A 22926-nucleotide genomic window follows, 5' to 3' on the forward strand; every position below is an offset into this window, starting at 1 on the left:
GGCGGCCTCGATCTGGCCCTTGCCCACGGCGGAGAACCCGCCGCGGATGATCTCGGCCATGTACGCGGCCTCGTTCAGCGTCAGGCCCACCAGGGCCGCCGTGATCGGGCCCATGATCGCGTTCGTGTCCACGGCCACGCCGAGGTCCGTGAAGGGGATCCCGATCCGCAGGTCCGGGTAGAGGGCGGAGATGTTGAACCAGAAGATCAGCTGCACGAGCACCGGGGTGCCGCGGAACAGCGTGATGTAGAGGCTCGCGGCGATGGAGACCGGCTTCACGTGCGAGGAGCGCATGACCGCCAGGGCCAGGCCGAGCAGCGTGCCCAGGGCCATGCTCGCGACCGTGAGGAAGATCGTGAGCATGAGCCCTCGCAGGATGGACTCCGCGAAGAAGTACTTCCCGACCACGCCCCACTTGAAGTTCGGGTTCGTCAGGACCGAGGCCAGGATCCCGATCCCGAGCAGGATGCCGAAGGCCCATCCCGCGTACTCGGACGGAGTCCGCAGCCGGATCCGCGGCTTGAGCGCCGAAGCCGACGCGCTCGCCGTGGGTTCGCTTCCGCGACTGATGGTTTCCAGCATGGACGTCCCTTAGTTGAGCTTGGCGTCGGTGATGGCGCCGGACTCAAGACCCCAGGTCTTGAGGGAATCCTTGTACTCCGGGGTGCCGAGGATCGACTGGATCGCGGCCTGCATGGCCGGGACGAGCGGGGAGTCCTTCTTGATGCCGATCGCCGTCACGTCGCTCGAGCCGACGTTGACCCGGCCGATGATGGTGAAGCTGTCCGGCTGCTGCTTGGCGGCCCAGCCGAGCGAGGTCGTGTCGTAGAGGATGCCGTCGATCCGCTTGGCGTGCAGCTGGGTCAGCGCCTCCTGGACGTTGGGCAGCGTCACGGCGTTGATGTCCGGCTGGCCCTTGGAGGTGCAGGTCTGCTCGTTCAGGGCCGGGAGGCGCTTGAGTTGGCCGGTGGAGCCCTGGGTGACGGCGATGTTCTTCCCGCACAGGTTCTCGACCGTGAGGTTCTGCGGGTTGCCCGCCGCCGCGGCCACGGAGGTGCCGGCCTTGAAGTAGTCGATCATGTCCAGGACCTTGAGGCGCTCCTCGGTCTTGGACATGGTCGTGGCGGTGAAGTCGAAGCGGTTGCCGTCGAGGCCCGGGATGATCGTGTCGAACTTCGTGTCCACGAACTTCAGGTCCAGGTCCAGCTTCTTGGCGATGAGCCGGGCGATGTCCGGGTTGAGCCCGATCGGGGTCTGGTTGTCCTCGGCGAGGAAGGTCGTCGGCGGGTAGTGCAGGTCCATCGCGACCGTGAGCTCGCCCTTGTCCTTGTACGACTGCGGCAGGAGGCTCACAGCCTTGGCGTCCGCCTGGACGCCCTCCGAGATGTCCCGCGTGTTGTTCGTGAGGCTCTCTGACGTTGCCGGCGCGCTGGCGGCCTGGCTGCCGCAGGCGCTCAGGGCCAGAACCGCGGCCAGGGCCGCCGTTGCGGCATGAACCTTGTTAATCTTCTTCACGATGCTTCCCTTCAAATGGCGTCAGCACTTTGGGTGGGCCAGCCCCCTCGAGGAGTCTTCCTTGAGGCCGTGAGAGGAACGGACGCAACCCTGCGCTGGGTACTCATGTGACCTGCATCTCGCTGCCGGCTCTGATGCAATCCAACCTGCGCCTCTGCGATTTGTCAACAGTTGAGCAGTTGAACGCCGCCATTGACAGCCAAACCACCACGCTTCTAGAGTCAAATGAGTGAGGCGGCCGCCCGGATGTGCCCCGCCACCGTTCGCCACCCCGCACAGCCATGCCTTCGGGACCTGGTCGAGGCGAGAAAGGCCCTCCTTCGTGAAACTCACCCCGTACTGGCTGGACACAGCCGAGCCTTCCGGTGACTACCGGCGCACCCCGGTGCCCGAGACTGTCGACGTCGCGATCATCGGCGCCGGGTTCACCGGCCTCTCCGCTGCGCTCGAGTTCGCGAAGCAGGGCGCGAGCGTTGCGGTCTTGGAACGCCACACCGTCGGCTGGGGGGCCTCCGGCCGCAACGGCGGGATGGCCACCACAGGTCTGGCCATCGGCTTCAGCACCGCCGTGAAGCGGTACGGCGAGGCCCGCGCCGTGGAGTACTTCCGCGAGTACAACGACGCGATCGAGACGATCGAGAAGCTCGTCGCCGACTACGCGATCGACTGCAACTTCAACCGCTTCGGCAAGCTCTCGCTCGCCTACCACGAGTCCCACAACGAGGGATTCCGGAAGTCCCAGGAGCTCCTGGCCAAGCTCGTGGACCACCACGTCATGGTGATCCCGAAGTCCGAGATCCACAGCGAGATCGGCACCGACTTCTACCAGGGCGCCATGATGGACCCGCTCGGCGCCGGGCTGCACGTGGGCAAGTTCGCCCACGGCCTCGCCGGGGCGGCCATTGGGGCCGGCGCGGTGGTCTGCGAGGACGCCCGCGTGACCGAGCTCAAGCGCATCAGCGGCACCGTCCACCACGTGCACACCACGCGCGGGATCACCCGGGCCAAGCAGGTCCTTGTCGCGACAAGCGGCTACACCGGCAGCGTCACCCCGTGGCTGCAGCGCCGCGTGATCCCGGTGGGCAGCTTCATCATCGTCACCGAGCCGCTGCCCGAGGACGTGGTGAACCGCATCCTGCCGAACCGGCGGATGGCCTCGGACAGCAAGATGCTCACCTACTACTTCCGGATCACCCCGGACAACCGGCTCCTGTTCGGCGGCCGCGCCCGGTTCGCGCTCTCGAGCCCGGACTCGGACGTCAAGAGCGGCGAGATCCTGCGCAAGGCCATGCTCGAGCTCTTCCCCTACCTCTCGGGCGTCCGCGTGGACTACACGTGGGGCGGGCTCGTGGACCTCTCGATGGACCAGATGGTCCACGCCGGCGAGCACGACGGGCTCTTCTACACGCTCAACTACAGCGGCCACGGGGTCCAGATGGCCGCGCACATGGGCAAGCGGATGGCGCACTACATGGGCGGAGACAAGTCCGCAAACGTCTGGGGCGACCTCAAGAACCCGCCCGTGCCCGGCCACTTCGGCCCGCCGTGGTTCCTGCCCTTCATCGGCGCAGCAGCCAAGATCATCGACCGGATCAAGTAGTCCAGAGACAGGGTTGGCCTATGGGCGGTAGTCCCGCAGCACGTGGCTACAACAAGGCGGCGGTCCTCGATGCAGTCCTTTCTGAGGCTCCCCTCACGCGCAGCAGGGTGATCGAGCTAACGCGCCTGAGCCAGGCGACGGTATCCCGGAAGGTGGACGAGCTCCGTCTCGACGGATTCGTGGTCGAGCAGGGAGTCGATGAGATGGTGGGCCGGGGCCGGCGTTCCACGTATCTGGATGTGCCCCGCACGGCGGGGCACATCGTCGGCATCGCCTTCGGGGCGCAGACGACGGGTGTCCTCGTCACCGACCTGAGGGGGCGTGAGATCACCCATGCCGTCGTTCCCAGCATCGAGGGCGGGGACATCGAGTCCACTGTCGAGTGGTTGGCGGACCTGGTGGGGGAGACCACGGAGTCTGCCGAGGGACCGCTGCGCCAGGTCGTGGCCGCGGTGCCCGGCCGCCTCCGGAACGGCTCTGCCGTACACACGACCCCAGAGCCACGCCAGATCTTCCTTGATTCCCGTTTCAAGAATGCTCTTCAGGATCGACTGAAGGCTCCCGTCCAACTGGACAGCGACGCCAACGCATCCCTGCGGGGCATCCTCAAGGACGATGCCCACATCGGGAACGCTGCGCTCTTCATGCTCAGTTCGGCGCTGAACTTCGCAAGCTGCACCGATCACCAGATCAGCCAGGGGCGCACGCCGGCCTTCGGGGACCTCGGCGTCCTCTCCTCAGGGGTCGGCAGCGAGACCCTCGACGGGCTGCTGAGCGGCAAGGGCCTGCTGCGGTTCGCCCAAGCCCGCGGACTGGAGCTGGAGCGCATCGATGCCCTCTGGTCCGAGCCGCAGGAGGCGCCGTCCCTCCCGGAGGTCGTGGAGGCGTTCACGACGGCGATCGTCACGGCCGTGAGTGCCGTTGCGGTGACGCTGGACCCCGAGTCCGTCTATTTCGTGGGTCGCTTGAGTCCGCTCGCCGAGGAAGTCCTCCCCGAGGCGCGCAGGAGACTGGAGCAGAGCCTTCCCAGTGCCCCGGAGATCAGAGTGGTGCCGCAGGTCATCGGCCTCTCGGTGGCCCGAGGGGCGGCCTACGCCGGACAGGCATTGGGCCAGGCCCGGCTCCGGGACGGCATCCTCGGGGCCTGACCGGCCCCCCAGTCGGCACGTCAACGCTCCCCCGAAGGCCCCGGTCCTCGCGGACCGGGGCCTTCCGTCATACCGAACGAGCGGATCAGTGCCCGACCGGCGCGTCCTCCTTCGCGAGCAGCTCGTCCGACTTGGCACCCTTGAAGTACTTCGTCGCGAAGAACATGGCCGCCGCAAGGAAGGCGAAGACACCGAGGGAGACGACGCCCCACGTTCCCGAGGCCGTGGGGACCGCGCCGTTGATGCCCGTGCGCATGATCGGGGCGACGAAGCCGCCGAGGTTGCCGAGCGAGTTGATGAGGCCGATGCCGGCCGCGGCCGCGGAACCGGTGAGGAACGCCGTCGGGTAGGCCCAGGTGATCGGGCCGACGGTCAGGAAGCTCGCGACGGCGAAGGTGATGCAGGCGATGCCGAGGATCGGCTGGCCGTTGGCACCGGCCCACGCGGAGCCGAGGATGAAGACACCCGTCAGGACGTAGCACATGGTCCCCCAGGTGCGGCGGCGCAGGACCGTGTTGGCCGCCCGCCCGAGGAAGTAGCAGGCGAAGAGGCCCACGAGCCACGGGATGGCCGAGACGACGCCGACCTCCCAGCCGACCTTCTTCCCCAGGAGCGAGGCGACCTGCTGCGGCAGGTAGAACGTGGTGCCGTACACGGCGATCTGGAGGCAGAAGTAGATGACCGTGAAGTACCACACCTTCCAGTTGGCCATGGCGGCCCAGATGCCGCGCGGGCCGTCCTGGCTGCGGATCGCGTCCTCGGCGGCCATCGCGTTCTGAAGGGCATTCTTCTGGCTGTCGTCGAGGAACGTGGCCTGCTGCGGGCTGTTGGTGAGGAAGTACAGGGCGGCGATGCCGGCCACGACCGCCAGCATGCCCTCGACGAAGAACATGACCTGCCAGCCCTGCCACGCGGTCGCGTCACCGAGGGCGATGAGGCCGCCCGAGAGCGGGGCGCCGAGCATCTGCGAGAACGGCTGGGCGAGGTAGAACAGGGCGAACATCTCGACGCGGACCTTGTTCGGGAACCAGGCGGCGAGGTACATGATGACGCCCGGGAAGAGGCCCGCCTCGGTCACGCCGAGGAGGAACCGCAGGACGATGAACATCGTCTCGTCGGTGACGAACGCGAAGGCCGCCGCGACGAGGCCCCATGTCACGGCGATGCGGGCGAGCCAGAACTTGGCGCCGAACTTCTTCAGGAGCAGGTTCGAGGGGATTTCGAAGATGGCGTAGCCGATGAAGAAGATGCCGGCGCCGAGGGCGAAGGCGCCATCCGAGACGCCGCGGTCGACCTTGAGCGCGGCCTCGGCGAAGCCGACGTTCGTGCGGTCCAGGAACGCGACGAAGTACAGGATGATCAGCATGGGCATCAGGTGCTTGGCGGCCTTCTTGATGGCCGTTGTGAGCGCCGGGTCCATGCCTACCGTCGGGGCGAGACGGGTCGGGGACGTGGTCATGTCCGCTCTCCTTTGAGGGGGATGCCTGAGTGGAGGGTAGGGCAGAGGTGGATTGAAGGACGGGTCTAGCCGATGAGGGCCGGGACGATCTGGGCGGCGCCCACGGCGACGAGGATGAGGCCGACGGCGAGGAAGACGATCCTCCCCGCCGACCAGCGGCGGGCGCCCATCAGTGCATATAGAGGCCGCCGTCGACGTTCAGGGTCTGGCCCGTCACGAAGCCCGCGTCCTCGCTGATGAGGTAGTGGATGGCGGCGGCGATGTCCCGCGGAGTGCCGATGCGCGGCAGCACGCCGTCGGCCGCCATCTTCTCCTTCCGCTCGTCGGTGAGCGTGCCGCCCATGATGTCAGTGTCGATCGGGCCGGGCGAGACCGCGTTGACCGTGACGCCCTGGTGGCCGAGCTCGCGGGCGAGGCTGCGCGTGAAGCCCACGACGCCGGCCTTGGCCGCCGAGTACGCCGTCTTGGAGAAAGTCCCGCCGCCGCGCTGGGCGCTCACCGAGGAGAGGCTCACCACGCGGCCGACGCCGTGCCGCACCATGGTCTCCACCGCTCGCTTGGTCGTGTGGTGCACGCCGTGGAGGTTGATGTCGATGACGCGGTGCCACTCATCGGCGGTGACGTCGAGGTAGCCCACGGGCGAGGAGACGCCGGCGAGGTTGACGACGGCGACGAGCTGCGGGAGCTCGGCCTCGAGCGCGTCGAACGCGGCGCGGACCTGGGCCTCGTCGGCGACGTTCGCCCCGGCGCCGGCGGCGGCGACGCCGTGCTTCTCGGCGATCTCGGCGGCGACCTTCTGCGAGGCCTCGGCGTCGAGGTCGAGGATGCCGACGCTCCAGCCCCGCTCGGCGAGGTAGTGGGCGGCGTAGCGGCCGATACCGCGCGGCGAGGCGGCGCCGGTCAAGATGACGCTGCGGTCCTTGGGAAACGAGGAGGTCATGATGTCCTTCAGTTCTCGGGGTGGATGGGGGCGGGGCCCAGCTCGTCCATGAGCTTCTTCATGGCGACGTAGGCCCGGTTGCGGTAGGTGACGAGCTCGGGGGTGCGCTCGGCGGGGACGTCGAGGTAGCCGGCGCCGGTCTTGGTGCCGAACTTGCCGGCCTCGACGAGCTCCTTGAGCGACTCCGGGGTCGCGAAGCGCTCGGGCCAGCGGGTCTGGAGGGACGCGTAGCAGAACGAGTAGACGTCCAGGCCGGCCATGTCCGCGATCGCGAAGGGCCCGAAGAACGGCAGGCGGAAGCCGAAGGTGGTCCGGACGATCGTGTCGATGTCCTCAGGCGTCGCGATGCCCTCCTCGACGATCTGGGTCGCCTCGTGGAAGAGCGCGTACTGGAGCCGGTTGAGGACGAACCCCGTGGCGTCCTTGACCCGCGCTGTCTCCTTCCCTGTCGCGGCGACGATCCGCTCCACGAGGGGGATCACGCCGTCGTCCGTCCCCCCATGCGGGATGAGCTCGACGCCGGGGATGAACGGCGCGGGGTTGGAGAAGTGCACGCCGAGGAAGCGTTCGGGCCGCTCGACGGCCTCGGCGAGCGAGGCGATGAGGATCGTCGAGGTGTTCGAGCCGATGACGGCGTCCGGCCGCGCGGCGGCGCTGATCCGGCGCAGCGTCTCGTGCTTGATCTCGATCTTCTCGGGGACGGCCTCCTCGATGAAGTCGGCCCCGGCGACTGCCTCCTCGATCGAGGCGGCGGGCGTGAGGTTCGCGGCGATGCGCTCGACGGCGTCGGCCGGGAAGAGCCCGTCCGCGACGAACTCGCGGGCCTCGTCGAGGAGGCGCTCGTGGTTCTTCCGGGCGATCTCCTCCGAGACGTCGGCGATCCGGACCGTGGCCCCGGAGAGGGCGAGGACCTGGGCGATCCCGCCGCCCATGTAGCCGGAGCCGATGACGGCGATGGTCAGGTCAGTCATGCTGCGGATCCTCCTGGGGGAAGCAGGGTGCGGATGTACTTCTGGTTCGTGGCGCAGACGCCGAGGCTGTCGCCGCCGTAGTGCTCGGCGAGGATGATGCCGCTAAAGCCGAGGGCGACGGCGTCGCGGAACACCTGACGGTAGTTGATGAGGCCCATCTCCATGGTCGAGGGTGCTGAGGTGGCCCAGCTGCCGTCCGCGGCCTCGTCCCGGGTGTAGTTCTTCACGTGCCAGTAGTTGGTGTAGGGCAGGGTCTTGTCGAAGATCGTGCGCCAGTCCTCGACCGGGCGGTGCAGCCGGATGAGGTTCGCGACGTCGGGGTTGAGGCCCACGTTGTCGAGCCCGACGTCCTCGATGAAGCGCACGGCGCTGTCCGCGGTGCCGAGGTAGGTGTCCTCGTACATCTCGAGCGACATGACGAGGCCCACGTCCGCGGCGTGCTTGCCGAGCTCGCGGATGCGGCCGACGGCGGTGTCCCACACCTCGCGGTCGTCCGGGTCCTGCGGGCCCTGGGCCGTCCAGAACCAGAGGGCGCGGCGCTGGGCCTCGCTGAAGGGCTGGTGCAGGCCGGTCGAGAAGACCTGCATGCCCCATTCGGCGGCGGCGTCGATGGTCCGGTGGGCGTACTCGAGGTTGCGCTCCTCGTGGCCGGGCATGATGACGCTCTGCCGCTGGAGGTGCACGGACGGGACGCCGACGCCGTGGGCCTTGGCGATGGCGAGGAATTCGTCGCGGCGGGCCGGCTCGAGGTCGGCGGGGCGGACGTGGCTGTCGGCGAGTTCCGCGAGCGTGAAGCCGACGTCGGCGACCTGGGCGAACATGTCGTCCCAGACCTCGGCGGGGGCGTCGTGCATCGCGACGCCCTTTGCGTCCACGGGCCGGAATCCGTGGAGGCAGGTCGCGATGGGCCACGTGGCGGCTGTGTAGGCGGGTTCCGTCGGCATGGTGCTCCGTTGCAGTTTAGATTCAGGGCCGCCTGTGAAGCGGCTCACGAAAAGATCCTATAGGAAATATAGTTGAGGTCAAGGGGATGGTGATCTCGGCCGGCTGATCTCCGCCAGCTATGTCCTCAGCAAAACCTGCTGCCCTGAGCCGCTTCTCCTTGCGTAATTCACCAAGGAGAAGCGGCTCAGGGCAGCACATGTTTGGCGACATCAGTCTGTCGTGCCTTCGCCCTTGGGAGCTGCGTCAGGGTAACAGGGCATGGAAAGAGCCGGCCCACGGGGACCGGCTCCTTCCCATGCCTGCTCGGCCTGCCTACCGCTCGGGCTCCCAGAGGGCGGTGGGCCGGCCGCCGTCGTCCCACCCGTCGTCGTGCGCATGGGTTGCCTCGACCGCGGCGGCGACGACGTCGGCCATCCCCCCGCCGCCGAGGGCGGCCTCGCGCTGGACGCGCTCGCCCGACCCGCGGGCGAGCAGGGCCTCGAGCGCCGCGGTTGCCCCGTCGAGCTCGCCCGAGTCGCGCAGCGCGTCCTCGATGTGCGCCATGAACGCGGCGATGGCGTCGGCGGCCGGGACGGGCCGGCGCTCGGCCGGGTGGACGAGGACGCCGTTGAGCCCGGAGCGGCTGGCCCGCCAGGAGGCGAGCCGCACGATCGGCGTCGGGGTCCCGAGCGGATCGACGCCCTGCCCCGCCTCGCGGGCGGCGGTCTCGACGAGGCCGCGCACGAGGACCGCGAGGAGCGCGGAGTCGGCGGCATTGAGGCACACGTCGGCAACGCGGGTCTCGACAGTGGGGTTGTTGCGCGAGAGGCGCGCGTCGAAGTACATCATGCCCTCGTCGAAGATCCCGCCCGTGCCGATGAGATCTGCCACGAGCGCCCGGTAGGCGGCCTCGGTGCCCAGCACGTCCAGGGGCCCGGACGTGGGCCAGCGGTTCCACGCCTGCGTGCGGAAGCTCGCATAGCCAGTGTTGGCCCCGTGCCAGAACGGGGAGTTGGCGCTGAGCGCGATGAGCAGCGGCAGCCAGTCGCGGATGCGGTCGAGGATCTCCACGCCCTCCTGCGGCGACTCGATCGCGACGTGCACGTGGAGGCCGCACGTGAGCTGCTCATGGGACGTGATGCGGAACTGCTCGGCCAGCGCGACGTATCGCTCCCCCGGGCTCAGGTGCGTGGCGGCGCTCCTGGGCGAGGTGGCGAGGGCGGCGATACGGGCCCCGACCTGGCGCGCGGCGCGGTCGACGGCGTGGCGCCCCTGGTGGAGCTGGCCGAGGATCTGTTCGTGGGTGAGGCAGGGCGACGTCTGGATCTCGATCTGCTCGAGCTTGAACTCGTGCGTGGCATCCTGGGGGCGCCCCATGATGGCGAGCATGTGCGCGGCGCGCGGGAGCGGTTCACCGCTCACCGGATCCACGATGAGCAGTTCCTCTTCGACGCCGAAGGTGCGCATGGGCGCCATTGTGTCAGGTAGGGGCGGGAGTGGCACGTGGGACGCGGGGGATGCCGGCGCCGGCTACGGCAGGGGCACGGCGTTCGCGAGCACGAGGCACACGCCCGTCCCCGCGGCGATGCTCACGACGGCGTTGCGCCGCCAGAGGTGGGCCCCGACCGTCGCCGCGAGTCCGGCGATCTCGGGGATGCCGCGGCCGTGGCCCCCGAGGTCGATGGCGAAGACGCACGACGCCGCCAGGATCGCGACGGCGCCGAGCGGCATCCAGCGGCCCAGGTCGGCGAGGAAGGCGGAGTCCCTCAGGAAGCCGACCATGAGGAACGGGAGCGCGCGCAGGCCCACAGTGATGGCGACGGCGGCCGCGAGCGCCGTCAGGAGGTAGCCGGGGTCAGGCACGGTGCGCCGCCTCGAGGGCTTCGGGCGAGGGCTCGACGGCGGCGCGCCCGACGGCGTCCGGCTCGCCTAAGCCGGGCTCGCCCTTCGCGCGGCGGCGCGCGAGGCGGTGGCGGACGACGAGCGCCGCCGTGAACGCGCCCATGGCGGCGAGGAGCATCGACCCCGGCACGAAGGCCTGCGCGGCGACGGCCGTGCCGATCGCGAGGCCGAGGGTCGTCCAGTCGCGGCTCTCGCGGACGGCGTCGACCGTAAGGACCGTGAAGAGGGCCGTGAGGACGAAGTCCATCCCCTCGAGCCCGGCCAGCAGCGTCGAGCCCACGAGGCCGCCTGCGAGCGCGCCGAGCGCCCACGAGGCGTGCAGCCCGGCCTGGGTCCACAGGATCCGGCGGCTCGAGAGCGCGGCAGGGTCCTTCGCCGTCGTGAGCGCGTAGGCCTCGTCGCACAGCGCGAACACGCTGTACGCCTTCCCGAGCCGGCCCGTGACCCGGTGCAGTGGGAACGTGAGCCCGTAGAAGAGGTGGCGCGAGTTGACGAGGAAGGTCGTGAGCACGATGGCCCCGATCGGCGCCCCGGCGGCGAGCATGCCCACGAGGATGAACTCGACCGAGCCGGCGAACAGCGCCGCCGAGAGGACCGGCGCAACCCACCACGCGAAGCCGTAGCCCGTGGTGAGGACGCCGAAGCCGATGCCGAGGGCGAAGAGCCCCGCCCAGATGACGCCGGCGTCGCCCGCCGCGGCGGCGAGGTGAGGCGCCCGCTGCCCCCTGCTGATTCCCATACAGCAAGGGTAGGAAAATCATGGAGCACTTTGATTGCCACTTCTTGCACCTGCAACCAAGTAGGCGCAATCATCAAGGGGTGGATTCCCTCGACCGAGCAATTCTTGACCACCTCCAACAAGACGGCCGCCTGACCAACCAGGAGCTGGCCGCCCGCGTGGGCCTCACGCCGGCCCCCTGCCTGCGCCGCGTGCGGCGCCTCGAGGCGGACGGCGTCATCACCGGCTACACCGCGACGGTGGATCCGGCGGCGCTCGGCCGCGGCTTCGAGGTCATCATCCACGCCGAGCTCGTCGCCAAGGACCTCCCAACGGTCGAGTCCTTCGAGCGGCGGCTCGCGGCGATGGAAGAGGTGGCCGAGCTGCGCCGCATGTTCGGCATCCCCGACTACGTGATCCGGGTTCAGACGGCCGATTCCGAGGCGTACGAGCGCTGGCTCACGACCCAGCTCCTGGGCGACCCGGCGATCGCCCGCGTGGACTCGCGCATCACGATGAAGCTGCTCAAGCTCCGGCGCTGACGCCTGGATCGTCCTTGTCCTCTCCGGCGTCCTCGAGGCCGTGTGGGCCACGGCCCTCGGCAAGTCGGAGGGACTCACCCGCCTGTGGCCCACGGTCGTGTTCTTCATCGCGATCCTCGCGAGCATGGCGCGCCTCGGGTTCGCCATGCGCGAGCTCCCCCTCGGAACCTCCTACGCCGTCTGGGTCGGGATCGGGGCCGTGCTCACCGTTGTGTACGCGATGGCCACCGGCGACGAGGCCGTCTCGGCGCTCAAGGTGCTCTGTTCCTCGCGATGATCGTCGGCGGCGTCGTGGGGCTCAAGGCGATCCACTGAGGGCTCCCCGGCTGACCGCATCCTGTACGTCAGATCAGGAGCTGTGAAGCCCTTTCGCGGATCTTCTGCGCAGACTTTTGCAGTGTCTGGATGGTGAGTTTCTTGTGGTCCTCGGGTATGCGCGATTCAGGGCCAGCGGAGGTAAGTACTGACAGGCTCTTTCGGGCAGTGATGATGGGGACGCTGCACGCCCACACGCCCTCGTCGATTTCGGAGTTGCTAGTGGCATATCCCTGGGCAAGGTAGGCATCCAGTTGGGCTTGGCTCAGGTGCGCCGGGAGGAGCCGTTCTCGGGTGTCGGCCGGGAGAAGAGCAAGGGCCATTTTCCCGGATGCCCCTCTCCCCAGAGGCGTGGAGCGCCCGGGCTGGATCGTGAAGCGCATGGGCCGGTCGTATTCGGCGAGTTCAGTGCAGACGAGGTGATCGCCGGCGAGCTGCTGGAGCATGACGGTCTCGCCGAGGGTGTCGGAGGCTTCCCGCAGCATCGGGCCGGCGATCCGCGCGAGTGGATTCGAGAGCTGGGCCGCGCGCGCCAGGGGTATGACCCGGGCAGTGGGGTGGTAGTGCCCGGGCTTTCCCTCTTCGACGAGGTCCAGGTCCTTGAGCAGGGCGAGGTACCGATAGGTGCTGGGCGTGGTGGCCCCGATCAGTGCGGACATTTCCGGAACCGACAGCTCGGTACGCTCGGCCGAGAACTGGAAGAGCAGGTTCAGCACCTTCTTGGAGCTGCTCGACGTGCCGTTGTCGCCCTTGGCGCCAGCCATCCCTACCTCCTCAGATTGTTATCAGATAATGATACGTCGCTTGCAGCTATCGGAAAACGAGACCTCAGAGGGCCCGACGCCGCCGACGCCGGGCCCTCGGGTGGGGCCGACTAGATCTTGAAGACCCGCGTTGCGATGCCCTCGAAGAACTGGAACTTCTCCTGGTCCGAGATGGGGAGGTTGTCCAAACCCGCCACCTCGCTGGGCTCGTACTGGTACGGGTAGTCCATCGCGTACATGACGCGGTCGGCGCCGACCATACGCCGGACGAACAGGACCTCCTCCTGCCACGGCATGCCGCTCGTGGTGTACCAGACGTTCTCCTTCAGGTACTCGGAGGGCTTCTTGGGCAGGGGCTTGACGTGTGCGTAGCGTCCGGTGGCGATCTGCTTCGAGTACATGTAGTCGATGCGGTTCAGCCAGAACGGCAGCGCCTCGCCGAGGTGCCCGACGACGATCTTCAGGTCGGGGAACTTCTCGAAGATGCCCGAGACGACCAGTCTCAGCAGGTGCAGACCGGTTTCGACGCCGAAGCCGTAGATCGATCCGTCCAGGCCGCGGTCGTGGAAAGGCTTGAACAGTCCCTTCGACGGTCCGTTCGGGTGCAGGTAGACGGGCACATCCAGCGCCTCGGCGGCCTCGTAGAACGAGAGGAAGTGCGGGGAGTCGGTGTACTCGTCGCGCACGTGCGAGTTCAGGATGGCGCCCTTGAAGCCCAGGTCCTTCACCGCGCGGGTCAGCTCCTCGGCGCCGGCGTCCGTCGCCGTGAAGGGCACGGCGGCCAGCCCGGAGAATCGGGTGGGGTGGTCGGCGATGACCTTCGCCATCGCATCGTTCGAGCGCTGCGACAGCCACGTCGCCTCCCGGGCCGGCAGCGGGTTGGTCCCCGGTGAGGTCAGCGAGAGGAGCTGGTGGTCGACGCCGGCCGCGTCCATCTCCTGCAGGCGCGTGTCGGTGTCGGTCAGGCGCCGGCGCACCGACTCGGGGCGTTCGCCGTCGGCCAGGGCGTAGTAGCCCATGAGGCTCATGAAGCTCGGGTCGTCCTGGGGGTAGTCGGACAGGAAGTTCTTGTAGACGTCGAACATCTCCGGGCAGCCCCAGCCCTCCTCCACGGCGATCCGGCGGTATGGCTTCTTCGATGCTTCCTGGGTCATGGTGTCCTCTTCGTCTTTCTTCGGGTCTGTTCGTCGGGGTGGGTCTGGCTCGGGATGGGGCCGGCCGGCCTACTGGCCGCCCGCCACCACGGCCAGCGTCCGGGGCCGCTCGCCACGCCCCCGGGCCGCGGCGTGGCCCGTGACCAGCGCGGCGAGCTGGGCGGGGTCCTGGGGCGGCTGGGTGCCGCGCCAGGCGATGTGCAGGTCCGGACGCAGGAGCAGGTAGCCCTCGCCGTAGACCTTCCGGGCGTCCTCGCTCGCGACCGCGAGGGTGTTCACCGGGGCGCCGACGACGGCGATCGCGTCCTCGAGCGGCTGGGCAGCCGCCGCGTCGGTGCCGACGCACAGGATCGTGTACTCGCGGCCCAGCGAGTCCTGCAGCGGGGCGCCGTCGTCGAGGCGGACGTTCGGGAGGCGGAAGCCCTCGAGGGTCCGCGGCGTGTACGCGAAGTCAAGCCCCAGCTCGTCGACGGCGTAGTCCTCGCCGTAGCTGATGACCGGTGAGCCCAGATAGCCGTAGCCGAGCTCGATGCCGTACAGGTCGTTGCTCCACCGCTGCTCCTCGTCGGCAACCGCCGCGAGGTCGGCGCGGGCCTTGTCGCCCTCGGAGTCCCGCGCCGTCATGGCGGGCGACCACATGCCGCGCCACTTGCGGCGGCCCATGGTGGCCTTGCGCGAGGCGGCGATGTTGCGGGCCCCGATCGGGCGGCGCTCGAGCTCGTAGCTCTCGAGCAGCGCCTCGCCGCCCCAGCCATCGAGGGCGGCGGCGAGCTTCCAGGCGAGGTCGACGGCGTCGCCGTGCCCGGTGTTCATCCCCAGGCCTCCCGTCGGGATGACGAGGTGCGCCGCGTCGCCGGCGATGAAGACGCGGCCCGACGAGTAGCCGTCCGAGAGCATGAGGCGCTGCCGCCAGGACCCGACGTACAGCGTCTCGTAGTCGACCGGGAAGCCCAGGATCCGCTCGAAGAGTTCAGGCATCTCCTCGTCCGAGGCCACCGTGGCGTGGAGGGAGAAGTGTTTCTTGTCGTCCTGGACGATCAGGAACGAGGACTTGTCGTCGGCCACGTGGTAGTGGCGTCCCGCGCCGATCGGGATCTGCTCGAGCAGGGTCTCGGAGTAGAAGAGCGCCTGTCGCATCTCCAGCAGGGAGTCGCCCTCGAGCTCGAAGCCAAGCGTCTTGCGCACCCCGCTGGATGCGCCGTCGCATCCCACCAGGTACGCGGCCCGCGCGCTGGACTCGACGCCGTCGGCGTTCCGGAAGCGCACGGTGACCGACTCGCCGTCGTCCGTGAACGAGACCACCTCGGCGTCGAACCGCACGGCCACGCTCGGCAGCTCGGCGAGAGCCTCGACCAGCAGCGGCTCGAGCGTGTACTGGGAGATGAGCTGGTACGGCTCCGCCGGCGCGGACCCGTCGTTGACCTCCCGGTACTGCCGCTTGAGCTCCGAGACCGAGGGGTAGTGGTGGTGGACCAGCGGCTGGTTGACGAGATTCTCGTCGCAGATGAAGACGTCCATGGACATCTCGTTGTCCAGCCCCGCCTCGCGGATGCGGTCCGCGAGGCCCATGCGGCGGAAGTTCTCCATCGTGCGGGCGTTGCACCGCTCCATCTTGGGGAGCTTCCACAGCTTCTTGCGCTTCTCGAGCACCAGCACGGACTTGCCGCGCTGCCCGAGCTCGACCGCGAGCGTCAGGCCCACGGGCCCTGCACCGACGATCACGACGTCATGGGTCTCCATGCTTCCCGCCTCTCATCTGTTCTCAAATTTTGAGAACTGATTAATCTATGTTGATAACGAAACTACCAGCTTGGGTGGCGGAGTCAACCCCTTGAGGACGGCTCCGCATGAATGGACATCCATCGGCTGTGGCCCCAGGCGGCGGTGACTGTGAGGAGCACGGCGGCCGGCAGCGACAGGCCGAAGATGACGCCGAACTGGCCGCGGTCCGCCAGCGGGGCGGTGAGGAACGTGGCCAGCGAGCTGCCGAGGAACAGGGAGCAGGCGAAGAGGGGGAGACGGTCGTCGCGCGGGCCGCCGGCGCCACCTCAGTGGCCCACCCCTGCACGGACACGTGCAGGATGGCGGTCGACGCGCCAATCAGCACGGCCGTGGCGGTTAGCGCAACCGGCGACGGCGACACTGCGGACGCCACGAGGCCGAGGAACAGGATCCCGCCACCGATCGTCATGAGATGCGTGCGGCAGAATCGCTCGACGAGCCGGGGCATGACCTGCGCGCCGCCGATGATCCCGGCCGCGTAGGACGCTCCGAGCAGGCCGGCCACGGGGACCGCGACCCCGGCATGCTCGAGCGCCGGGACGATGTAGGTGAAGGCCCCGAGCAGCACCATGCCTTCAAGGACCGCGAGACCGTACACGCCGAGGACCACGGGCCTGAAGGCGTGGCGCATGACCCGCTCCGTGGTGTCCCGGGGCGTCTCGCGCTTGCCGCGGAGGACCAGCAGCAGGACCGCGCAGCCCGCGGACGTCAGTCCGAAGACGAGTCGCCAGTCGGTCAGCGCAGCCACGATGCCCGCGGTGAGCGTGGCGAGGGCGGTCCCCAGGTTCCCGACCACCTGCAGGCGGGAGAGCGACCGGGCGCGCTGGACGCCCTTCGCGGAGTCGCCGATCAGGGTCAGGAGGGTCGGATACAGGGCACCGACCATCAGGCCCGTCCAGGCCCGCGCCACGGTCAGCGGCGTGAACGAGGCGAAGAGCATGCTCGCGATGCTCCCGAGCGAAGGCCGCAAACTGGAGCGACCATTCGGATCCGCTGGCGTAGGAGACTCTCATGCGATGACTTCCCACTGCGGAGCGGGCGCCGTCGAGCACCGCGGGTGGCCGCCTCGGCGGCTCCCGCGGTGCTCGAGCGCCGCTCCAACAGCGTTAGCTGGCGAGGCTGCTCGGTCGGTGGGCATCCCTGCGCGGATTGAAGAAGAACAGCGCCGCCACACCGCCGGCCGCGGCCAGGGCCCCGAGCGCGGCGAGGGCATTCCCCCAGCCCGTGACCGGATCGGACGCCGCGTCGACGATGTACCCGGTGACCGTGGGGATGACCAGCGCGCCGACGTACATGATCCCCATGAAGATGCCCAGGACGCTGGACGTCTGGCGCGGAGGGGCGATCTCGGAGATCCCGGCGGTGAGCAGCGGGTTGGCCACGTTGATCAGCGAGAATCCGATCGCGTAGATGGCCACCGAGGCCACCTGGCCCGGCAGGAAGAGCAGGGCCGCGAAGAACAGGCCGCCGACGATCAGGGTCAGGCCCGGGAGGATGCCGCGAAGGATCCGGGAGGAGACGCCACGGCCGATCAGCCTGTCGGTGACATAGCCGATGGGCAGCGCCGTGACCAGCGTGAGCACGCCCACCACGCCCAGCAGAGAGCCAGCCGTGGTCTGCGGGAAGCCGACCCCGATCTGGAAGTACGTCGGGAGGAACGTGATCATCGTGGAGATGATGCTGTAGGTGGCGAACATGGCGACGGAGCCGGCGATGAACGTCCTCGTCGCCAGGATCTTGCGCAGTGGGACCAGGGGCTCCCCGGAGTCGACGGCGGCCTTCCTGGTCTCCGCCGTGTGGGGGCCGTTCTTCCAGATGGGAATCCATAGGACGATCCAGAGAATGGTCATGGCGGCCAGGAGGCCGAAGGCCCACCTCCACCCCCACTGGGCGATGACGAGCGCGAGGACGGGGGCCAGCACGATCTTGGCCACGGACGGCATGCCCGTGGCAACCGTCGAGGGGAAGCCCCGCTTCTGCGTGGGGTACCACGAGTACATGCCGCTGATCAGCAGCGCACCGCTCGGCCCCTCGCCCACGCCCAGCAGGATCCGTGAGGCGAGAACGATCGTGAACCCGCCGACGGCCAGCATCGGGGCCACCATGGCCAGGGCCCACGTGAAGACGAGGAAGGCCAGGGCCCACTTGACCGTGAACTTCCTCTGGAGCGTCCCGGCGAAGAAGCCGCTGATAGCGAAAGCGAGGTAGAAGGCGCTGCCCAGCAGGCCGATCTGGGCAGTGGTCAGGCCGAACTCCTTGGCCAGCGGCTGCGCCGCGAGGCCTAGGACGGCCTTGTCGGTCCAGTTCAGGACATAGAGGAACAGCAGAAGCGAAGTGTAGCCCCAGGCTGTCCCGGGCTTGACCGTGTTCACTGCTTGCTGCCTCAGGTCCGGCATCACGTGTGTGGGCTTCACTTTTCAACCTCAATGTAGTTTGTGGCGCCTCGTTGCGCCTTGTCATCGATGGATCCCTCGATGATTCTCAGATTCTGAGAATCAGTTATCGTCCTTCGTGATTAGCGTAGTGTGAGCCGAGTCACCGGGTCAAGGTCCGGCCCCCAGCGGCGGCACCGTGGGAGGCCGTGATGTTCTGGATCGTCGGAGGGATTCACGCGACTGGCCCTCGGCCGTCTTCTTCGCCGCGCTCCCCGCGAGCATGGCGGGCCTCGGGTTCGCCATGCGCGAGCTCCCCGTCGGGACTTCCTACGCCGTGCGGGTCGGGGTCGGGGCGGTACTCACCGTCGTCTACGCGATGGCCACCGGCGACGAGGCGGTCTCTGCGCTCAAGGTCCTGGGCGGCGTCGTGGGGCTCAAGGCGATCCACCGAGAGGCCCCGGGCGGCACCTTCCGCCGAAGCTCCCAGCTTCACCGGACGAAGCCGGCGGCCTCCCGCCCGCCGCGTGTTCCGCGGAGTCCTGCGGATTGACGGCACTTGTCGAATAAATGAGTCGATTTGACTTATTGACCCTGCTCAGTCACGGACGTCTACTGATGGAGTCATCGCCCCGCCCGGCGGGGCCCAGCATCGGGTCAGGGGAACCTCCATGCCAGAGAACGACAGCACCGCACCTCGAGCCGTCCGGCTCATCTTCGAGTACGACGGCGACGACATCCGGCTCGTCCACCAGTCACCTGTCGATGTGGCCGTCACCGGCTTCGACACTCGCCGGGAGTTGCGCGCCGGGCGCTTCGTCGAGGTCCGCGACAGCGAGGGCAACGGGCTCGTGCGCGTCCCGGTCCGCATCGACACCGCGAGCGCGGAGGTCTTCCCCGAGACCCCGGGCGAGCCGATCACGCGCGTCGACGTCGAGCGCCCGAAAGGCGCGTTCACCGTCGTCGTGCCCGCACCGCCGGCCTCCCGCTCGGTGGCCGTGCTCGACGTGCGCGCCCCCGCTCCCCCGCCGCCCGGCGAGGCGGCCCCGCCCCGCGCCGCGGGCAAGGGCGAGGAGACCGTGCTCGGCGTGTTCGACCTCCAGTTCGGGGGCCAGCCATGACCACCGCCGACGGCACCGTCACCGGCACGACCCAGATCAGCGGGTCCGCCCCGCGCAACCGGGCCTTCAACATCGTCCTGCTCGGCGACGGCTTCCAGGCGGCCCAGCAGGGCACGTTCAACTCGGCCTGCACCGCGTTCGTCACGGCCCTCCTCGGCACGCCGCCGTTCAACGACCTGGCCCCGGCGATCAACGTCTTCCGGGTCAACGTCACCTCGACCGATTCGGGCGCGGACGACCCGACGTCGGCCGGCGGCACGGGCGCGACGGCGCGCACCTACTTCGATGCGACCTTCGGCGGGAACGGCATCCGCCGCCTCCTGCTGTGCAACACGACGACGGTGCTCACCGTCGCCGCGGCGCAGGTCCCCGAATTCACGCTCGCGCTCCTCGTGGTCAACTCGACCGTCTACGGCGGCGCCGGCGGCTCGGTGGGCACGTTCTCCCTCGCGACCGGCGCGAACGAAATCGCGATCCACGAGGCCGGGCACACCGCCTTCGGCCTGGCCGACGAGTACCCGTACTACGCCGGCGGCAGCGAGCCGGGCCACGACCACCACCCGGCCACAGAGCCCTCCGAGCCCAACGTCACCATCAATTCGAACCGGGCCACGCTCAAGTGGCGCTGGGCCGTCGCCGCCTCAACGGCGATCCCGACCATGTCCAACCCGGACTGCTCGACCGTGGACTCCCGGCCGAGCCCCGTCCCGGCCGGGACCGTGGGCGCGTTCGAGGGCGCGCACTACTACCACTGCGGCGCCTTCCGGCCCGAGTTCGACTGCAAGATGCGCAACCTCGGCGTGCCGTTCTGTGCGGTGTGCCGGGCCGTGATCTGGAACCGGATCTTCCCGCTCACGACGCTCGACGCGCGGCGGCGCACCCCGATCTCGGTCGTCGCCAGGTACCCGGAGCACCTCGACGTCTTCGCGGTCGACTCGGCGGGCCGCACCGTCTCCGACTGGTGGAGCCCGTCCACCGGATGGGCCGGCTGGTTCCACCTCTCCGGCGGCATCGCCTCGCCCGGCGGCCCCGGCTCCCCCGTCACAGCCGTCTCGCGCTACGCCGGCCACCTGGACGTCTTCACGGTCGGCACGGACAACCGTGTCTACAGCGCGTGGTGGGACGTGAGCACCGGCTGGTCGTCGTGGTTCGTGCTCGCCGGGGGCCTCGTGGCCCGGCCGGGATCCACGGTCAACGTCGTCTCGCGCTACACCGGGCACCTGGACGTGTTCACGATCGCCAACGACGGGCGCATCATGTCGTGCTGGTGGGACGCCGCGAGCGGGTGGTCCGGCTGGTTCCACGTCTCCGGCGGCATCGCCGCCAACGGCGCGCAGGTCACGGCCATCGCGCGCTATCCCTTCCACCTCGACCTCTTCGTGGTCGGCACGGACAACAAGGTCTACAGCTGTTGGTGGGACGAGCGCAGCGGCTGGGCCGGCTGGTTCCGCGTGGGCGACCAGTCCGCGCGCGCGGACGCAACCGTCAACGTCGTCGCCCGCCACCGCGACCAGCTGGACCTGTTCACGACCGACCCGTCCGGCCGGATCGTGAGCACATGGTGGAACGTCCGAGGCGGCTGGGGCACGTGGTTCCAGGTCTCCGGCGGCGTCGCGTCGCCAGGCTCGCAGGTCACCGCGATCGCGCGGTACTCGAACCACCTCGACCTGTTCACGGTCGGCACGGACAACCGGATCTACAGCACGTGGTGGCACGACACGACGGGCTGGGCCGGCTGGTTCGTCGTCTCGGGCGGCGTCGCCTCGCCGGGCAGCACGGTCACGGCGATCTCGCGGTACGCCGAGCACATCGACGTCTTCGCCGTCGGCTCCGACGGCAAGGCCTACAGCACGTGGTGGGACGGTTCGACGGGCTGGGCGGGATGGTTCCAGCTCGCGGTCACCTGAAGCCCCGGTGAGACGTTGCGCTCGTCGCCGGCAACGGTCTCCGTTCCGCTCGGGCCAGGCAGCGCAACTGGTCTTGGCGTCTCCCGAGCTCGGCGAAGCTGGAAGCAGCCTCCCGGAACAGGGCGTTGGCCTGATCATCGTGGCCCTCTGCGCGACGGAGGACCCCGCGCGCCTCCCAGAGCGCGACGTGCCACGGCCCGCCGGGCCACAAGCCGGCGAGTTGCTCGGCGGTGGCCAGCCGACGGCGGGCGGCGTCGAGCCTCCCTGCCAGGGCGTAGCCTGTCGCCGCGGCGACGTTGAAGCCCATCGAGCAGGGCGGACAGACACTCTTGCCGGCCAGGGCGGCGTCGGCTCGCTCGATGATGCGGACTGCCTGCACTGGAGAGGTGGCCGCCCCGACGAGCACGCAGTACAGGCGCACCACGAGGTGCGGCTCGAGCCACGTCGACGCGGCGGCACCCAGCGCGCGTGTCGCTTCCCGTGCGGCCGCCTCGGGTCGATCCTGGAGGAGATCAAGCTCAGCCAGTCGCTGTCGCGTGAGGATCTCCCCGGCCTTGGCCCCAGCGCGCAGGTGCAGCTCGAGCGCGGACTGGAGCCGGCTCCGCGCTTCGCCGAGCTCGCCGGAGAACAGTGCCGCCTCACCCAGCAGGAGGTCGGCCATGGCCTCACCATGCACAGAGCCAGCTCGCTCGGCGACGGTGCGCAGCCGCGCCGCCTGCTGCATGATGTCCCGGTGCCCCCCGGGCCCGCACAGGCAGTATTCGGCGAGGCACAGCTGCGCGTCGAGCACGTGGCCGGACCGCTGGGAGTCGTGGTGGGTGAACTCCACGAACTCGGCCTCGAACTGCTCGGGCCAGCGGTTCTGCATGTTCGCCGCGATGCTGAGCACCGCGCTGGACTCGCCGATCTCTCGGTCCATGTTCGCGGCAAAGGCCAATTCGCGCGCATGCCGGGCATAGGACGTGGCCTCGGTGAGGTTGCCGCTGTTGAGCGCGATGAGCGCTCGCGCCAGCATCGACCGGACGCGATTCTCCGCGCGTCGGCCATCGTCCGCGATCGCCTCCTCGTAGACCGCGACCGTCTCCGCGCCCGGTCCTATCCCCAGATCGGCTCGCAGCACCCGGCAGAGCCGCTCGAATTGGCGGATCGCGCCCTGGCGGTCGCCTGCCTCGAGGGCCCGAACCATGATCGCGCGGTGTGCTTCTTCGTCGCTGGGCTCGGCGTCGAGTACGTCGTCCCATCGGCCCGCGGCCTTGAGCAGACGCAGGTACAGCGTCCGCAGCCGGTCGCGGGGTTCCTCAGCCCATGTGGCGAATCGGTCGGCAGGAAGAAGTTCGCCTCGGTACAGTGCGAGCGCCTCGTCCACCCCCGTCGATGAGGCGAGGGCAGCGCGCCCGTCTGCCTCGAATCGGTCCGCGTCAATCGAGACCTCGGCGTCGGGGAGCAGCATGAGGAGCTCGCCGCGCGCCTGCACGGCATCCGAGGAGCCCAGGGCTGCGCGCACGAAATGGATCGCCTTGCGGAGGTTCGAGGCGGCGGCCTGCGCGTCGAGATCGGGCCACAGCAAGTCGGCCAGGGCGTCCCGATGCATGCGGCGCCCTTCTGCGAGGGCGAGGATCTTCACGAGCCCGGCAGCCTTGGTCCGCTTCCACGAGTCGTCGGGGACCGTCCGGCCGTCGTACACGACGTGGAACGAGCCCAGCATGACGATGACACACGTCGCCACGCCTCGAGATTAAGCAGGGAACGGTCAGGGAACAAGGTCTCCCTACCCTCGGAAATGCAGGAGACA

At 69.1% G+C, this 22926-nt stretch carries 21 protein-coding genes and 1 pseudogene; 7 read left to right on the forward strand and 15 right to left on the reverse strand.

All coding sequences use genetic code 11. From position 1 onward, the window contains the following. Together BV907_RS09115 and BV907_RS09120 are read right to left on the reverse strand one after the other, a co-directional pair. The coding region (locus tag BV907_RS09115; protein ID WP_139346688.1) for an ABC transporter permease subunit at positions 1–582 on the reverse strand (582 nt) is incomplete at its 3' end. A 9-nt stretch (positions 583–591) separates the two neighbouring features. After that, on the reverse strand, positions 592–1515 hold the full coding sequence (locus tag BV907_RS09120; protein ID WP_077489422.1) for an ABC transporter substrate-binding protein: 924 nt from the start codon (positions 1513–1515) through the stop codon (positions 592–594). Between the two features lie 322 nt (positions 1516–1837). Here BV907_RS09120 and BV907_RS09125 point away from each other — a divergent pair, with 322 nt between their 5' ends. Further along, the gene (locus BV907_RS09125; RefSeq protein WP_077489423.1) at positions 1838–3115 is read left to right on the forward strand and encodes an NAD(P)/FAD-dependent oxidoreductase; all 1278 of its coding nucleotides are present in this window, start codon (positions 1838–1840) and stop codon (positions 3113–3115) included. Between the two features lie 152 nt (positions 3116–3267). Continuing rightward, positions 3268–4263 (forward strand): ROK family protein, encoded by a 996-nt coding sequence (locus tag BV907_RS09130; RefSeq protein WP_217697906.1) that lies wholly within the window; start codon positions 3268–3270, stop codon positions 4261–4263. 85 nt (positions 4264–4348) lie between these two features. Here the strand turns inward: BV907_RS09130 and BV907_RS09135 are convergent, their stop codons facing one another. The 7 genes from BV907_RS09135 to BV907_RS09165 form a co-directional block, all read right to left on the reverse strand. Continuing rightward, positions 4349–5722, reverse strand: coding sequence for an MFS transporter (locus BV907_RS09135; protein ID WP_077489425.1), 1374 nt, complete (start codon positions 5720–5722; stop codon positions 4349–4351). 169 nt (positions 5723–5891) lie between these two features. After that, positions 5892–6662, reverse strand: a complete 771-nt coding sequence (locus tag BV907_RS09140) for an SDR family NAD(P)-dependent oxidoreductase (RefSeq protein WP_077489426.1) — start codon at positions 6660–6662, stop codon at positions 5892–5894. A gap of 8 nt (positions 6663–6670) precedes the next feature. Beyond that, the gene (locus BV907_RS09145; protein ID WP_077489427.1) at positions 6671–7633 is read right to left on the reverse strand and encodes a 3-hydroxyacyl-CoA dehydrogenase family protein; all 963 of its coding nucleotides are present in this window, start codon (positions 7631–7633) and stop codon (positions 6671–6673) included. Continuing rightward, entirely contained in the window at positions 7630–8577 is a 948-nt protein-coding gene (locus BV907_RS09150) for a sugar phosphate isomerase/epimerase family protein (protein ID WP_077489428.1), read from the reverse strand. Before BV907_RS09150 ends, BV907_RS09145 begins: the two co-directional genes overlap by 4 nt. A 313-nt stretch (positions 8578–8890) precedes the next feature. Then, the gene (locus BV907_RS09155) at positions 8891–10024 is read right to left on the reverse strand and encodes a glutamate--cysteine ligase (RefSeq protein ID WP_077489429.1); all 1134 of its coding nucleotides are present in this window, start codon (positions 10022–10024) and stop codon (positions 8891–8893) included. Positions 10025–10087: 63 nt separating this feature from the next. Beyond that, a complete protein-coding gene (locus BV907_RS09160; protein WP_077489430.1) occupies positions 10088–10420 on the reverse strand; it encodes a branched-chain amino acid transporter permease in 333 nt (110 codons plus the stop codon). After that, positions 10413–11198 carry an AzlC family ABC transporter permease gene (locus BV907_RS09165; RefSeq protein WP_077489431.1) on the reverse strand — a complete coding sequence of 262 codons (786 nt, stop codon included), beginning with the start codon at positions 11196–11198 and terminating at the stop codon, positions 10413–10415. The genes BV907_RS09160 and BV907_RS09165 overlap by 8 nt, the downstream gene beginning before the upstream one ends. An 80-nt stretch (positions 11199–11278) precedes the next feature. Between BV907_RS09165 and BV907_RS09170 the strand changes: the two genes are divergently transcribed. Continuing rightward, a complete protein-coding gene (locus tag BV907_RS09170; RefSeq protein ID WP_077489432.1) occupies positions 11279–11719 on the forward strand; it encodes an Lrp/AsnC family transcriptional regulator in 441 nt (146 codons plus the stop codon). 7 nt (positions 11720–11726) lie between these two features. After that, a pseudogene (locus tag BV907_RS09175) lies at positions 11727–12034 on the forward strand (DMT family transporter). A 29-nt stretch (positions 12035–12063) separates the two neighbouring features. Here BV907_RS09175 and BV907_RS09180 read toward each other — a convergent pair. From BV907_RS09180 to BV907_RS09200, 5 genes are all read right to left on the reverse strand, one after another. Beyond that, positions 12064–12798, reverse strand: a complete 735-nt coding sequence (locus BV907_RS09180) for an IclR family transcriptional regulator (RefSeq protein WP_077489433.1) — start codon at positions 12796–12798, stop codon at positions 12064–12066. A 110-nt stretch (positions 12799–12908) separates the two neighbouring features. Continuing rightward, positions 12909–13952 (reverse strand): amidohydrolase family protein, encoded by a 1044-nt coding sequence (locus BV907_RS09185; RefSeq protein WP_077489434.1) that lies wholly within the window; start codon positions 13950–13952, stop codon positions 12909–12911. Between the two features lie 69 nt (positions 13953–14021). Further along, positions 14022–15692: an FAD-dependent oxidoreductase gene (locus tag BV907_RS09190; RefSeq protein WP_077489435.1), complete on the reverse strand. Its 1671-nt coding sequence runs from the start codon at positions 15690–15692 to the stop codon at positions 14022–14024. 40 nt (positions 15693–15732) lie between these two features. Then, entirely contained in the window at positions 15733–16674 is a 942-nt protein-coding gene (locus tag BV907_RS09195; protein ID WP_077489436.1) for an MFS transporter, read from the reverse strand. Positions 16675–16840: 166 nt separating this feature from the next. Further along, a complete protein-coding gene (locus tag BV907_RS09200; protein WP_139346689.1) occupies positions 16841–18148 on the reverse strand; it encodes an MFS transporter in 1308 nt (435 codons plus the stop codon). Positions 18149–18305: 157 nt separating this feature from the next. Here BV907_RS09200 and BV907_RS09205 point away from each other — a divergent pair, with 157 nt between their 5' ends. The 3 genes from BV907_RS09205 to BV907_RS09215 all read left to right on the forward strand — a co-directional run bounded on the left by BV907_RS09205 (position 18306) and on the right by BV907_RS09215 (position 21134). Further along, positions 18306–18659 (forward strand): DMT family transporter, encoded by a 354-nt coding sequence (locus BV907_RS09205; RefSeq protein ID WP_139346690.1) that lies wholly within the window; start codon positions 18306–18308, stop codon positions 18657–18659. Between the two features lie 118 nt (positions 18660–18777). Continuing rightward, entirely contained in the window at positions 18778–19227 is a 450-nt protein-coding gene (locus BV907_RS09210; RefSeq protein ID WP_077489439.1) for a hypothetical protein, read from the forward strand. Then, positions 19224–21134 carry a M64 family metallopeptidase gene (locus BV907_RS09215; RefSeq protein WP_077489440.1) on the forward strand — a complete coding sequence of 637 codons (1911 nt, stop codon included), beginning with the start codon at positions 19224–19226 and terminating at the stop codon, positions 21132–21134. The genes BV907_RS09210 and BV907_RS09215 overlap by 4 nt, the downstream gene beginning before the upstream one ends. On the opposite strand, the gene BV907_RS09220 is transcribed toward BV907_RS09215, so the two are convergent. Further along, positions 21127–22758 carry an AfsR/SARP family transcriptional regulator gene (locus BV907_RS09220; protein ID WP_217697908.1) on the reverse strand — a complete coding sequence of 544 codons (1632 nt, stop codon included), beginning with the start codon at positions 22756–22758 and terminating at the stop codon, positions 21127–21129. The two genes, BV907_RS09215 and BV907_RS09220, sit on opposite strands and share 8 nt — an antisense overlap. Positions 22759–22926: the final 168 nt, after the last annotated feature.

Source organism: Sinomonas mesophila, assembly GCF_001999765.1.
Lineage (GTDB): Bacteria > Actinomycetota > Actinomycetes > Actinomycetales > Micrococcaceae > Sinomonas > Sinomonas mesophila.

Bases quoted from the DNA above. Each gene is read 5' to 3' on its own strand.
- BV907_RS09135 (WP_077489425.1), bottom strand. From the start codon at position 5,722: ATGACCACGTCCCCGACCCGTCTCGCCCCGACGGTAGGCATGGACCCG.
- BV907_RS09140 (WP_077489426.1), bottom strand. From the start codon at position 6,662: ATGACCTCCTCGTTTCCCAAGGACCGCAGCGTCATCTTGACCGGCGCC.
- BV907_RS09145 (WP_077489427.1), bottom strand. From the start codon at position 7,633: ATGACTGACCTGACCATCGCCGTCATCGGCTCCGGCTACATGGGCGGC.
- BV907_RS09150 (WP_077489428.1), bottom strand. From the start codon at position 8,577: ATGCCGACGGAACCCGCCTACACAGCCGCCACGTGGCCCATCGCGACC.
- BV907_RS09155 (WP_077489429.1), bottom strand. From the start codon at position 10,024: ATGCGCACCTTCGGCGTCGAAGAGGAACTGCTCATCGTGGATCCGGTG.
- BV907_RS09165 (WP_077489431.1), bottom strand. From the start codon at position 11,198: ATGGGAATCAGCAGGGGGCAGCGGGCGCCTCACCTCGCCGCCGCGGCG.
- BV907_RS09180 (WP_077489433.1), bottom strand. From the start codon at position 12,798: ATGGCTGGCGCCAAGGGCGACAACGGCACGTCGAGCAGCTCCAAGAAG.
- BV907_RS09185 (WP_077489434.1), bottom strand. From the start codon at position 13,952: ATGACCCAGGAAGCATCGAAGAAGCCATACCGCCGGATCGCCGTGGAG.
- BV907_RS09190 (WP_077489435.1), bottom strand. From the start codon at position 15,692: ATGGAGACCCATGACGTCGTGATCGTCGGTGCAGGGCCCGTGGGCCTG.
- BV907_RS09195 (WP_077489436.1), bottom strand. From the start codon at position 16,674: ATGCTCTTCGCCTCGTTCACGCCGCTGACCGTGGCGCGGGCCTGGACG.
- BV907_RS09210 (WP_077489439.1), top strand. From the start codon at position 18,778: ATGCCAGAGAACGACAGCACCGCACCTCGAGCCGTCCGGCTCATCTTC.
- BV907_RS09215 (WP_077489440.1), top strand. From the start codon at position 19,224: ATGACCACCGCCGACGGCACCGTCACCGGCACGACCCAGATCAGCGGG.